At 51.5% G+C, this 13902-nt stretch carries 10 protein-coding genes; 9 read left to right on the forward strand and 1 reads right to left on the reverse strand.

From position 1 onward, the window contains the following. Nucleotides 1-191 precede the first annotated feature (191 nt). Nucleotides 192-902, forward strand: a complete 711-nt coding sequence (gene trmB, locus E4T21_RS01675; RefSeq protein WP_149282942.1) for a tRNA (guanine(46)-N(7))-methyltransferase TrmB — start codon at nt 192-194, stop codon at nt 900-902. On the opposite strand, the gene E4T21_RS01680 is transcribed toward trmB, so the two are convergent. Further along, nucleotides 886-1782: a LysR family transcriptional regulator gene (locus E4T21_RS01680; RefSeq protein WP_149282943.1), complete on the reverse strand. Its 897-nt coding sequence runs from the start codon at nt 1780-1782 to the stop codon at nt 886-888. The two genes, trmB and E4T21_RS01680, sit on opposite strands and share 17 nt — an antisense overlap. A gap of 117 nt (nt 1783-1899) precedes the next feature. Here E4T21_RS01680 and E4T21_RS01685 point away from each other — a divergent pair, with 117 nt between their 5' ends. The 8 genes from E4T21_RS01685 (at nt 1900) to E4T21_RS01720 (ending at nt 13785) form a co-directional block, all read left to right on the forward strand. Next, entirely contained in the window at nt 1900-2361 is a 462-nt protein-coding gene (locus E4T21_RS01685; RefSeq protein ID WP_149282945.1) for a PACE efflux transporter, read from the forward strand. After that, nucleotides 2358-2690 carry a DMT family transporter gene (locus E4T21_RS01690; RefSeq protein ID WP_187775160.1) on the forward strand — a complete coding sequence of 111 codons (333 nt, stop codon included), beginning with the start codon at nt 2358-2360 and terminating at the stop codon, nt 2688-2690. The genes E4T21_RS01685 and E4T21_RS01690 overlap by 4 nt, the downstream gene beginning before the upstream one ends. Before the next feature lie 211 nt (nt 2691-2901). Then, nucleotides 2902-4059 carry a hypothetical protein gene (locus E4T21_RS01695; protein ID WP_149282949.1) on the forward strand — a complete coding sequence of 386 codons (1158 nt, stop codon included), beginning with the start codon at nt 2902-2904 and terminating at the stop codon, nt 4057-4059. A gap of 101 nt (nt 4060-4160) precedes the next feature. Continuing rightward, a complete protein-coding gene (dacB, locus tag E4T21_RS01700; protein WP_240349258.1) occupies nt 4161-5627 on the forward strand; it encodes a D-alanyl-D-alanine carboxypeptidase/D-alanyl-D-alanine endopeptidase in 1467 nt (488 codons plus the stop codon). 27 nt (nt 5628-5654) lie between these two features. Beyond that, complete coding sequence (locus E4T21_RS01705; protein WP_149282951.1) at nt 5655-6029, forward strand: diacylglycerol kinase; 375 nt, start codon at nt 5655-5657, stop codon at nt 6027-6029. Nucleotides 6030-6175: 146 nt separating this feature from the next. After that, complete coding sequence (gene glnE, locus E4T21_RS01710) at nt 6176-9220, forward strand: bifunctional [glutamate--ammonia ligase]-adenylyl-L-tyrosine phosphorylase/[glutamate--ammonia-ligase] adenylyltransferase (RefSeq protein WP_149282953.1); 3045 nt, start codon at nt 6176-6178, stop codon at nt 9218-9220. Between the two features lie 260 nt (nt 9221-9480). Next, nucleotides 9481-10125 (forward strand): response regulator transcription factor, encoded by a 645-nt coding sequence (locus E4T21_RS01715; protein WP_149282955.1) that lies wholly within the window; start codon nt 9481-9483, stop codon nt 10123-10125. A gap of 12 nt (nt 10126-10137) precedes the next feature. After that, nucleotides 10138-13785 (forward strand): transporter substrate-binding domain-containing protein, encoded by a 3648-nt coding sequence (locus E4T21_RS01720; protein WP_187775082.1) that lies wholly within the window; start codon nt 10138-10140, stop codon nt 13783-13785. Nucleotides 13786-13902: the final 117 nt, after the last annotated feature.

Here is a 13902-nt window from a genome sequence, read left to right on the forward strand (position 1 = left end):
GCATTTGGTCTGGTTGACGTCATGCCTGGTGCAATAACGAAACAGCTGCACCTTGAGTGAGCGTCACGGGTATTTGGGTGGTGTTCGCATTACACTTCCCGGTATTAATGGATTTGACCCTGTGCATGAAGAGGATGAACCATGTTCATGTCCCTTTTTTGCCGGGGCTGTGTATGTACGACGAGATTGCCATGACTCAGTTCCATAGCCGCCCGATCAGTTCGGGGCAGACCGAGCCGCATGAGGATTTGACGCGCAGAGTTGGCCGAGCGCTGTCCCATGTCTGGCGCAAGCCAATTTCAGGCCATACGCGTGCAGCCTTCGAACAGGCTGATGCCTGGCGTAGAACCCGGAAAGGCAGAGGGTTGATCCTTGATTCATGCTGCGGGGTAGGCTTGTCGACCCGCAAGTTGGCAATGCGCTTCCCTGAATACAGTGTGATTGGTGTCGATCGCAGTGCAGATCGATTGTCCAGAGACCATGGTGAGTTGCCGGACAATGCTCTGCTGGTGAGAGCTGATCTGATGGATTTCTGGCGTCTGGCGCTGGCTGGAGGATGGCGGCCGGAAAGGCACTATCTTCTCTACCCCAATCCCTACCCCAAGTCGGTGCAGCTCAAGATGCGCTGGCACGGTCACCCGGTATTCCCCGCTATCGTAGGCTTGGGGGGACGTCTGGAGGTGCGTTCCAACTGGCGTCTGTATATAGAGGAGTTTGCCATTGCCGTTGCACAGGCTTCTGGTGTCACGGCTCCGCTGGGGCCTTTCGACCCGGGCGATGATCCCTTGACCCATTTCGAGCGCAAGTATCAAGCCAGTGGCCAACCTCTGTGGCATCTGGTGGTTCAACTGGATTACCGCCCTGGACTGCTTCCGGGCACCGAACTCATGCCAGGTCTCTGAAACGTTCTCGCAGCGTCTGTTGCAGCCAGGTGGCGATGGGGCCCTGACCGGCATCCCGGCGGGTGACGGTATCCACTTCAATGCTGGGCGCTTCTCCTAGCGCGGCACTGGTCAGCAGGGTGAGGCGATGTCGAAAGGGAGGATAGTGGGCAATATGCTCGGGCACGATAGCCCAGCCGAGGCCGCGGGTCGCCAGTTCGCCCATCGAGTAGAAACTGTTCAGGCGCCAGCACTGGCTACTCAAGGGAGGGGCCTGTGTGTTGGATGACGGGTGGCGGCGAGGGGCCATCATCAGCTGTCGATGTTGTGCGAGATCACTGGGTGTGACGTGGGGCAGACTTGCCAGGGGATGTGATACCCCTACTACCCAGTGCTGGCGAAGCAAGGCAATGCAATGGCTTTCCAGCGCACCCGGTGTACGTTCGTGACTGAGCAGGATTCCCAGGTTGGCCGTTCCATCCTGGACCCAGCCGGATACATCTCCTTGGGCACCATATAATAGCGTCAGAGAAAGTGCTGGGTAGTGCGTTGCCAGTGCCTCAAGGGTTGCGTCTACCGGTGGTATTTCCACCAAAGCCTCATCAATGGCGACCACCAGGCGGGGTTCTTCTCCCAGTGCCAGGGTATGTGCACGGGCATTCAGGCGTTGGCATTGAGTGATCACCGCATGGGCTTCCGGTAACAGAGCCTCACCTGCGGCGGTCAGGGTAGGGGAGCGAGTACTCCGATCAAACAACTCGCAGCCAAGGTCCAGTTCCAGGTTGGCAATGGCCATGCTTACCGCAGACTGGGCTCGGCCAAGGTGGCGTGCTGCTGCGGAAAATGAGCCTCGTTCGACACAAGCGATGAATAGCGCTAGCTGGTCCAGTGTCCAATGCATGATGAGATCACCTTACCTATCTGATTTGTAGATAGTATCTAGCTGGATACTATCAGGAATAGCACTAGAATATCTTTGGCTTATCCTGCTGCCGTTAAAGTCAAAGGAGAGAATTCCATGCGTTCGTTCAAGGAGCGTCTGGCCCATATGTCATTGTTTGAACTTGGTGGGCTGGTGATCGTGACTCCGCTGGCCAGTGTCATCAGCGGCCATGGCCTGGGCGAGATCGGCGTCCTGGCTGCAGGGCTGGCGACGATCGCCATGCTGTGGAATCTTGTCTGGAACTGGTTCTTCGATCGCCTCGTGCCGACTCGCCAGCGAAGCATTGGGCAGCGGTTCGCTCAGGCGATGGGGTTTGAGCTGGGCTTGTTGCTGGGGACCCTGCCTCTAGTGGCCTGGTGGTTGAACATTGGCCTGGTCGAGGCATTCTGGCTTGATGCAGGCTTCATGCTGTTCTTCCTGTTTTACGCCATGATCTTCAACAGCCTGTTTGACCGTGTCATGCAGCGGCGCCTTGCGAAGCAAGACTCAAAAGCGAAGCAAGATTCAAAAGCACAGCAAGCCATGAGGGAAGCCTGATGAGTTACTTGTATCTGGCCCTGGCTATTGTGGCTGAAGTCATTGCGACTTCAGCCTTGAAGGCCAGCGAGGGATTCAGTCGTTTCTGGCCCAGCGTGCTGGTGGTTGCGGGCTATCTCTCGGCATTCTATCTGTTGGCTCTGGTATTGCGCAGTGTGCCGGTGGGTATTGCTTATGCTCTGTGGGCGGGGCTCGGTATTGTATTGGTTGCCCTGGTCGGCATTGTTGTCTATGGCGAGAAACCTGATTTTCCCGCAGTACTGGGTATGGCCATGATTGTAGGAGGTGTGGCCATCATTCAGTTGTTTTCTTCGGTTGCCTCTCACTGAATTTGTATACAAAAAAATGGGATAGACAATAGTATAGTGGTCTGAGCTGTCAAGTTTTGTCGCCAATAACATCGGTTAATTGTATACATTGCTGTCTTTTCATGTATGCAGTTTTTCGAGGCGCAAAATGGATAATGATGGTCGTCCGTCTCTTGAGGTCATCCGTAGCCCCACTCCTTCTCTCCGGTCAGGGTGGCCCTGGGGGAATGTCATGGCGGCTGCCGCTTTGGTCGCCGTTGTGGGCAGCCTGAGCATGCTGGCACAGCACCTTGGCCAGTCATGGCAGTCTTCCTGGCCTGCATATGATGACTATTTCTCTGCATCTGACTCAGTTTTTTCCTGGGGAAGGTGGCTTCTTGGCGACATCTCGGAACCTACGTTCTACAAGCACGAGCTGGCGAGCCTGGGATTATGTGTCGGAGCGTTTTTTGCCTGGCTTGCAGCATATCGAGGGAGCCGCTGGCAGGGCTTCCCCATTGCCTATGGTTCGGGGCTCTGGCCCTGGATACTTGCTGCATCCACGCTGTCACTGCTGCTGAATCAGTTGCTGTGGGGCTGGACGTTGACGAACACCGGAAATTGGCAGCCGACCTTCGTGGTTTTTGTCTCTCTGCCAGCGGCGACGGTTCTGCTGCTGGGACGGGGCTGGCGGGTTGCCATGCTGGGTGCCGTCATGGGCCCCCTGCTGGTGACGCCATTGGCATTGCTGCTGATCAACTATCTATGTATTCCGATGGGATGGCCTGCGGTGATTGGCGGGGTTGGGGCCATGGCACTGGGGAGTGTGACTGCCTTCTATCTGTATCGTGTCTTTCGTGGCGCCATTGCTGTCTGGGTGCGCTTGCCTGTGAAGCCACATGAGATGCTTTTGGAACAGGGCCCTCGGCACGAAGCCAGGTTTGGCGCAGGGTGGACAGTACGGCGCATCCTGGCGGACTTTTCCGAGTCACAGTTCTACGGTAATGAATGGGCGGGGCTAGGCCTGATTGTGGGGGTATTGCTTGCCGTTGCCCTGAACCCTCTTGGCCCTGCCTACGGCTCGTTGTTGTTGCCACAGATCTTGGTAGGGCAGGCGATGACTTCCGCCATTGGCACCATACTATGGCGGCGCAAGTGGATGGAGAAAGGCTGGTATCCCACTTATGTCCCTGTGGTATCTGTTGTACCGGCCTGCGTGATTGACCTGGGTGGTTCTCCGGAAGTGATCATTCTCAGTGCTTGTGCAGGGGCGCTGATCGGGCCTCCTCTGGCCAGTTGGGTCTCAGAGCATCTGCCAAGTGACTTCCATCCTTATATCGGCAACATGCTGTCTATGGCATTGAGTACCTTGACCATCATTCTGTGGCTGAGGGGGGTATTGGGCATGTGAAGCGGCATCTCTGTCGAAACCGTCATCATCACACGGTAGACTCGATATTCAATTGCGCCGGGAGCTGGCGCAATATCCGTATTCACCTCAGGGAAGTCCTTATGCCTTGTCGTCCGTTGCCACCCTGGCTTGCCACCATCATGACAGTTTCTCTGGCTGTGCTTGCCACATCTTCTGTACAGGCCGCCGGGTTTTCACATCTTCAAGAGCTTGGCCAACAGGGGTATCAGATCAGTGCTCAGGCACGCTTATTGGGCGACAGTGCTGAAGAGCCAGAAATTCTGGGCAGTATTACCCCTGAGAAGCTGCTGACACCAGCATCGGTGACCAAGGTCTACACCGCAGCAGCCATTCTGGATGCACTAGGTCCTCAGTATCGTTTCACCACGACGCTCAAGAGTACTGCGCGTCCAACTGGTGATGGTGTTCTGAATGGAGATCTGATTCTGGACGGTGGAGGTGACCCTGGACTGACCAGCGAGGACTTGTGGCGCTTGACTCAGCGTCTGTATCAGGCTGGCGTTCGTCGAGTGACGGGACAGCTGCTGGTCAGTCAATGGCGCTTTGGTCCGGTGGAATGCCGGACGGTTGATCGCTGTGCAGTGACCGAGCGCTCCGACAATGCCTACAGCGCTTTGCTGAGTTCCTCTGGAGTGAACTATGGCAGCTGGTGTGTGCAGGTGGCCCCTGGAGCTGTTGGGGGGCCTGCCCGGGTTACAGACTGCAATGCCATGACGCCGCTGATGGGTATCAGCAATACAGTGACCACTCAGGGAGCGAATGGGGCCACGGGGCTGGTTGCCAGCCGGGTGCAGGAAAATGGTACCGAGCATCTGCGAGTGGCGGGCAAGATCACCATCAATGAACTGCCCCAGGAAATCTATCGTGCCAGTGCCGATCCTGCAGCGCAGACAGCCACGATCCTGGGAGCCATGCTTGAGCTTGCGGGTATCAAGGTCGAAGGCGGTCATGGCACGACCAGCGAACGGCCACCTTCCAATGCCATCCGTTTGGCGGCAGTGGATGGTAAACCGTTGCAGGAGCTTCTGCTGCGCATGCTCAATTATTCGAACAACTATATGGCTGACGTGATGGCACTGGACCTGGTGGACGAGCCCCAGGCGCAGCTCGACCAGGCCGGAGAGACCCTGGAGGCCTTCGCGGCCGAGATTCCGGGACATGGGCCTGTGACACTGGAGAGTGGCAGTGGATTGACGACCGGCAACAAGACATCGGCACAGGGGGTCAATTCCGTGCTCGAGTACATGTACGGGCGCAGCGAATTGTTTCCGGTCTTTGCCGCTGGTTTGCAGGCTCCTACCAATGGCCCCATGCGTCACTTACGGCGAGGCTCCCAGACATTCCAGAGCCATGTGATGGTGAAGACAGGGACGTTGAACCAGCCGGTAGCCGTGCGTGCTCTCAGCGGATATTTTCGTACCACTGGGCAGCGCTGGGGAGTATTCACGGTGCTGGTCAACGGCACATCCAATACCCCCTACCTGAGCTGGTCACGAGTCCTGGACCTGGTATCTCTGGATCTTGACCAGATGATTTCCCAACACTGACTGACGCCTTGCCTGAGGAGATAGTTGATGAAGCCCGGACATACCGGCTGGCGCCACTTGGTTCATTCCACCCGCTATTCGCTCAAGGGGCTCAAGGCGGCATTCCGTAATGAATCCGCCTTTCGTCAGGAACTTGGCTTGTGCCTTGTGCTGGTACCTCTGGCCTGGTGGATCGGAGATACGCCAGTTGAATGGATTCTTCTCGTGGGTAGTTGCTTTATGGTGCTGATCGTCGAACTGGTCAACACTGCCATTGAAAGTGTGGTCGACCGGATTGGGCCTGAGCGTCACGTCCTTTCCGGGCGAGCCAAGGATATTGGCTCGGCAGCAGTGATGCTGGCGCTGATCATGGCAGGGTTGACCTGGATCCTGCTGGCTGCCGACAAATATCATCTGCTCTAACCTTTCCTTCTCATTGACCTTCCCGAACATGCAAAAGTCGGCCCTGATATCGGGGCTACGCTATAGCGCATGGGTGGTATGCTCAGGTTAAAGCGTTCTTGTCTATCGGCATTCGAGCGCGCAAGCATTGATCAAGGAGTGCTGCCATGGACCTGAGCATGGATTTCCTACCTCGCGAGAATATCCCGGCTCCCTTATCTGGGGCCTTGGACAAGGCCTGGGGGCAGCTTCTCTCGAGCATTGAGCAAAGTGACAATCTAGCGGCAATGCGAGGCGTGGAAATACCCTCTGAAGTCTATCTGGCATTGGAACCTCATCGGCGTATCCAGCTAGCGAAGGTATTGACGGTGTCGCGCTTCGCTGGAGCTACTCTGGTGCGTCACCCCGAGTGGTTGGCCAGTCTGGACTCCAGTGGTGAATTGGACACTGCCCTGGCGCCACAGGCGCTTAAAGAGTTGCTTGATGAAGGCCTGGAGGCTGCCGAGGATGAAGCTGCCATGCATGCTGTGGTGCGCCGCTATCGGCGTGCGCGGATGTTGGGCATTGTATGGCGCGACCTGACCCGTCCCCCTGGTGTTGATGCCTGGAACACAAGCGCTGCGGTATCACGTCTGGCTGAGGTATGTGTTGAAGGTGTACTGAACTGGCTGGAGCGTCACTTCGAACCTCGTTGGGGGCTGCCTGCACCACGTCGTGATGGCAGTGAACAGCGCTTGGTCGTGCTCGGTATGGGAAAGCTGGGGGCGGGCGAACTCAACCTGTCATCCGACATCGATCTGATTTTTGCTTATCCCGAGAAAGGTGAAACGACGGGAGGGCGTAAAGCCCTGGATCATGTCGAGTATTTCACCAAGCTGGGGCAGAAACTGATTGCCGCTCTGGATGCCGTGACCAGTGAAGGGTTCGTGTTCCGTGTCGATATGCGCCTGCGCCCGCTGGGCGATGGAGGTCCCTTGGTTGGCAGCTTCGCTTCCCTGGCGAGCTATTACCAGGACCAGGGGCGTGAGTGGGAGCGCTATGCCATGCTCAAGGCGCGCCCTATCGCGGGTGATATCGATGCTGGTTACGAACTGTTGTCCAGCCTGCGTCCTTTCGTCTATCGCAAGTACCTGGATTTCGGTGCTATTGAATCCCTGCGTGAGCTCAAGGCGATGATCAATCGTGAGGTCAAGCGCAAGGGCATGGAAAGCAATATCAAGCTTGGCTCCGGCGGGATTCGCGAGGTGGAGTTCGTGGTCCAGGTCTTTCAACTGATTCGCGGGGGCTGTGATACCGAGCTTCAAGTGACCTCGTTGAAGACAGCGCTGCAGCGTCTGGCCGAGCTAGGCCTCCTCCCCCAGGAGGTAGTCGACGAGTTGATGCCTGATTACGTTTTTCTGCGGGACCTGGAACATGCGATCCAGGCTCTGGAAGATCGGCAGACCCAAGCGCTGCCTACGGGGCATCTGGATCAAGAGCGGGTTGCCTTTGCCCTGGGCATGAATGGTTGGGATGAGTTGCTGGTGTGCCTGAAGGCTGTGCGAGATAGAGTGAGACGCCACTTTGATGCGGTCATCAGCCAGCCTGAAGATGATATCGAAGAGGAAGAAGAAAACTCTGAACGCGAGGTGTGGAGTCAACTGTGGCGTGGTGAGCCCGAAGATGAAGAAGCTTTGCTGCTGCTTGCTGATGGGGGCTTCGAAGACCCGGATATGGCCTTGAAGAGGATCAGAGGGTTATCCGGTTCACGCCAGGTCCAGGCCATGCAGCGAGTGGCTTATGAGCGCCTGGATGCCTTGATGCCCATGTTGATAGAGGCCGTAGTCGCAAGCGAGATGCCAGATACAGCTCTGGAAAGAGTGTTGCCACTTATCGAAGCTGTGCTTAGACGTACGGCGTACCTTGCTTTGTTGCGGGAAAACCCCGATGCACTGGGACACTTGATGCGTCTGTGCAGTGCCAGCCCATGGATTGCAGAGCAGATCGCACGTTATCCCGTATTGCTCGATGAGCTGTTGACTCCAGATACTCTCTATACGCCGGCAGACAAGGAGCGCTTGGCTGACGAGCTACGCCAGATTCTGGCACGCATCCCTGAGGAAGATGAGGAAAGTCAGCTCGAGGCATTGCGAGTGTTCAAGCATGCCCAGGTATTGCACGTGGCTGCGTCGGATATTGCAGGAACCCGTCATCTGATGAAAGTAAGTGACTTTCTTACCTATATTGCCGAGGTCGTGCTGGATGCTGTGCTGGCCATGGCCTGGCGAACACTGACACGCAAGCATGGCTTTCCGATAGGGCACGATGGCGAACGTGCAGGTGAGGTTCCTGAGTTTCTGATCGTTGGCTATGGGAAACTTGGAGGCATAGAGTTGGGTTATGGCTCGGATCTTGACCTGGTGTTTCTGCATGATGGTGCACTCCAGGGCGAAACAGATGGTTCCAGGCCGATTGACAACAGTGTGTTCTTCACTCGCCTGGGGCAGAGGATCATTCACCTGCTTTCTGCGGTGACGCCAGCTGGCTCCCTGTATGAGGTTGACATGCGTTTGAGGCCTTCGGGGAATTCAGGGTTGTTGGTCAGCCCGATGACGGCTTTTGCTGAGTATCAGCGCGAGCAGGCTTGGACTTGGGAGCATCAGGCATTGGTACGGGCGAGAGTGGTGTCAGGGCATGAGCGTCTGGCACAGCACTTTGAGTCCATTCGCAGGGAAACCCTGGGGCGTCAGCGTGACCGCGATGAACTACGCGAGGAAGTGGTGCAGATGCGCCACAAGATGCGCGATCACCTAGGTTCAAAAGGTACGGGTTCAAAAGGTACGGGTTCAAAAAGTACAAACTCCCAAAGCATAGGAGGGAATGTTGGCGGTGAGGACGCTACCTTTGATCTGAAGCATGATGCAGGTGGGATGGTTGATATTGAGTTCATGTGTCAGTACGCGGTATTGGCATTGTCTCATTACACTCCAGAGCTATTGCGCTATAGCGATAACATGAGAATCCTCGAGACCCTCGAAGAAACCGGTTATCTACAGCAGAAAGAGGCCGTAGCGTTGCGGCAGGCGTATCTGGAAGCGCGTGCGGCCAACCACCGTATGGCGCTGACTCGGCAACCTGCTAGAGGCAATGTTGAGGCCTTTCGACATCACCGGGAGGCAGTAATGGCTATTTGGCATAAGTGGCTGGAACCCGGTATTGAGTCATCGAATTAAACATATATGTAGATTACCTTAAAAATAATAATGCATTAGCCACTAGCATGAATTGAATAGGCCCTTATCCCTCAATAGGAGTAGGGCTTTCTTATTGTAAAAATGGCATGGTTCAAGTGATGAGAATGGATTATGCTGCATCGCAAAGTGGCCGGCTAATGAAGCATATAAAGCGAATCAAATAAGATTATTGTGATCGTCAACGAAACGGTACACAATAATCTTCCGGCCTTGGATCTCATAGAAGGCAGGTACTCAAAATGTTAGACAAGCCCGGAGCGAGAGTGGTCGTGGTGGATGACCATCCCATGATTCGCCTTGCCGTTTCATTTTCTCTTGATAATCATGGAATTAAAGTCGTTGGTGAGTCGGATAATGGTGCAGACGCCATCCAGCTGATCAAGGTGCAGAAGCCAGATCTTGCCATACTCGACATCGGTATTCATGGCCTAGATGGACTAGCTGTAATCAGAAGAATTCAAGCTTTGGATAACCCCTCTAGAGTGCTGGTCTTGACTTCCTACCCACCCGAGATTTATGCCATGAGGTCTTATCTAGCTGGTGCGTCAGGGTTTGTCAGTAAAGATAAGGATATGTCAATTCTAGTTAGTGGAGTAAAAACAATTATAGGAGGATATACATTTTTCCCTAGTCTATCTTCTGACCCTTCAGATGCTCCATGCAATAGTGAGTGTGATCTTATAAAGTTATTATCTAACCGCGAGCTCATGGTGTTCAATAAACTACTCAAAGGAATGAGTAATAAAGAGATTTCCCAATCCATGCTCCTGAGCAATAAGACTATTAGCACTTATAAAGTGCGTATTTTTGATAAATTGGGAGTCAGCAATATGATTGAACTCTATGATTTGGCTCGGCGCTTAGATGTGTTAGATGGTTTGTGAGAGATGAGTTCAATGCCTTGGAATATTTGGAGAGTTTTGCTGTTTCTGGTCTTTGGTCTATTGACTGATATGAACAGCTTTGCCAAGGATGGGGAGACTCAGGATCTTCCATATGTGCAGGCCCAGAAAGTTCAGGTTCTGGATAGACCTAGTGTGATTCATGCACCTGTAGGTTTATCGTTAGATGAGCAACAGTGGCTGGCGACAAAAGGCTCCCTGAAAATAGGGATAGCAGAACCATTTATTATTCCTTATGAAGTTTTCTTTGGTGAGGGTCAGTACGAAGGCATTAGTGCCGACGTCCTTTGGGTTCTCGGAAAAGTTACTGGAAAGGATGTTGAAGTATATAAGTTCCCATCATTACAGGCTGCAAGTGAAGCCATGAAGAAAGGAGACATTGATGGAATTATTAATGTCAGAGAAGGAGATGTGGGGTCTGATGGAATCTGGTACAGCCAAGCATATATAAATCCTCAAATAGCGTTGGTTCGTGCCAATGGGGATCTTGGTGAGAAACAAAGCCGGACAGAAATTGATTATGTCTATGATGCCTGGAATAGGCGTGCTGTAGATAATACTACTATATCGCCAAAAATATCCGGGCGAGCTGTCGAGATGAAGGCTTCGCCCCTAGAGGCTATTTCAGAAGTAGTATTTGGAAAAGCTCACGTTGCTGTCACAGACAATATTAGCGCACAGTTTTTGATTAGTCAGGCATATTCTAATGATGTTTATGTCAGCAGCCTATCAGATTATCCTTATGGCGGCATACGTTTTGCTCTATCTGTAGATAGCAGTGAGTTTCAAGCGATTATTAATAAAGTGTCTGAAGAAGTTGTAGCGAATCAAGCAGAATCAATTCTTGGACGATGGGATGGTGGTGGGGTTATGGCGAGAAATAATCTCGAGCTTACCCCTGGGCAGCAGACATGGATTAACGATAACCCACTCGTGAAAGTGGGTGTCAACTATGACTTCCCCCCATACTCATACTACAATCGTGAAGGAAAGTACTCTGGGGTTACACAAGATATATTGAACCTGCTTTCAGTAATGACGGGGTTGAACTTTCAGACAGTTCCCTTTACCACTGTAAGGGCTGCCCAGTTAGCTCTGGATAGTGGAGAAGTCGATATATTGGCGGATTTCTCTCCTAATAAGGAGCGCCGAAGGACACTATTATTCAGTCACCCATACTTGCTGAGCCCATATGCCGTAGTTGGGCATAAGAATGACAATGAGCTGATTACACAAAAACTATTGAGTGAGTCGATGCTGGCAGTACTGAAGGATAGTGCTATGCTGCCAGGCTTTATGGAAAAATATACCAATGCGAAACTATTGTATAAAAATGATGTCCGCTCTAGCTTCCAGGCAGTAGAAAACGGAAATGCTCGTTACGCAATTCAACCACTGCTGGTATCACGTTATTTTATAGAGCGGATGAAAGGAACACACCTTGAAGTTAAGGATATTCTCGGAGGTGATGTATATAAGGCATCTTTCTCAGCAACTTCCAGTAATGCACAGCTACAGGAAATAGTTGAAAAAGCACTGAGTTCTATAGAGCCAAATGAATTGAGTGTGATAGAAAATCGCTGGAGGACCAATCCAGTCCTTAAAACTTCTGGGTGGCAGGATTATCGTACTGCTGTAATTATATCTATTTTCATCTTCAGTGTCGTGATTGCGTTATCTTTCGCCTGGAATTTTCTTCTTCGTCGACAAGTCAATAGAAGGAAGCAAGCTGAGGCTGGGTTGAAAGATCAAATCGAATTCATGGAGGCAATGATAGAGGGAACTCCACATCCAATTTATATCAGAGATGATAAAGGAGGAATGGTACGCCATAATAGTAGCTATCAGGAGTTTGTGAAAGGTAATGTCCAGGAAATCCTTTACAAGGATGATATATCTATTTACTCCTTGGATGATATGTCTTCCAAAGAAATATATGATGACTACTGGCATGCAATAAAGTATGACAAAAAGATAATAAAAGATAGAAAGATCGTGCTGGATGGAGAAGAGCTAACTGTTTATCACTGGGTTATCCCATACAAGAGCCATTCAGGACAAGTTTGCGGAGTTATCGGAGGATGGGTTGATGTCAGTGATCGAGAAAAGCTAGTTCGAGACTTGAAAGAGGCAAAACAGTCTGCTGAGAGGGCCAATAGTTACAAGAGTACTTTTCTGGCTACTATCAGCCATGAAATACGTACTCCCTTGAGTGCGATGATTGGTATGTTGGAATTGGCTGTGAAGCAATCTCATGAGAGGCAAATTGATACACAATTGATTACCACCGCCTATGACTCTTCTAAAGATTTGCTTAGCCTAATAGGAGATGTCCTTGATATCTCCAAGATAGAAGCGGGATACTTTGAGCTTCATCCTGATCGCTATAACCCGGTTGATATATGTAAGAGTGTAATAAATACCTTTGCTCCTCTTGCAGAGAAAAAAGGTCTGGTTCTTAGCTTGAATGCACCGGGTGATATTCACCAAGAAGTATATGTTGATGGTCAGAGGCTAAGGCAAATTATTTCCAATCTTGTTAGCAATGCAATCAAGTTTACTGAGTCAGGCCAGGTTGGTGTGTCACTAACGCTCACCCCAAGAACTGACAAGTACCTGGATGCCAGAATCATTGTTCATGATACAGGATGTGGCATTGCACCCGAAGATATCGAACGTCTTTTTGCTCCTTTTACTCAGCTTAAGCCTACGGTTCAAGGTACTGGGCTCGGACTCGTTATCTGTCGCCAGCTAGCACAAATGATGGGGGGAAGTGTAGAAATAGAAAGTCAGCTTGGTAAGGGAACAACAACGGCTGTATCTCTTGTTCTTCCTCCTCTGTCACCCTCGACACATATATTTTCTTCTATAGATATGGAAGAGGAAACTCTTTCCAAAATGCGTGTGATGGTAGTAGATGACCACGAACCTAATCGTATGCTGATATCTCGCCAGTTGGAAATGTTGGGGCAGCAAGCGTGTGAAGTAAGTGATGGAGAGTCTGCCTTTGGTTTGTGGAAGAAAGACCGGTTTGACCTTGTCTTGACGGATTGTAATATGCCAGGAATTTCTGGTTATGACCTGGCAAAAGCAATCCGAAAAGAAGAAGGAGTCGGGACTCACGATTTCTCGACATATATATATGCCATTACTGCTAACGCAACTGCAGATGAAAACAATAGATGCGTTGATGCAGGAATGGATGGCTGCGTATTTAAACCATTATCTCTAGAAGACTTGAGAAGCTTGTTGCTTTCTGTCCAGGCAAGAAAAAAGGTGAATTGCAGACTGAAGGATATTGGTGATGATGTCGATATATGTCGAATGTGTAAATCAATTGGTGTCGATCCGGATACTGCCAGGGAATTGCTAAGTGAGCTTTATCGTGCAAATGCCAAAGATATGGAGGCGCTTTCCCTAGCGATAAGAGATTCAGATGAAGTTGCTCAACTTGAGCTTGTTCATCGAATGAAAGGGGCGATTAGAATGGTTGGTGGTGGAAGAATTGTTGCTATGTGTGAGCGCATCGAACGTCTTTTTGATAGTCATGAGTCAAGAAGTAAGCGTAACAGCCTTATACAGGAGCTTGTCGAGATGTTGAATGAGTTTCAGGCATCAATTTATCCACATGCATCAAAGTAGAAGGGTGTGAATGATTGGGAATTTTCTGTCAATTCAATAGGATGATTCCTACTTTAAAAACAATATATATGAGAGAACATGATGCCTATGTCTGCTTTCGGAGAGTACCGATTGTGG

Source organism: Halomonas binhaiensis (assembly GCF_008329985.2).
GTDB classification, from domain to species: domain Bacteria; phylum Pseudomonadota; class Gammaproteobacteria; order Pseudomonadales; family Halomonadaceae; genus Halomonas; species Halomonas binhaiensis.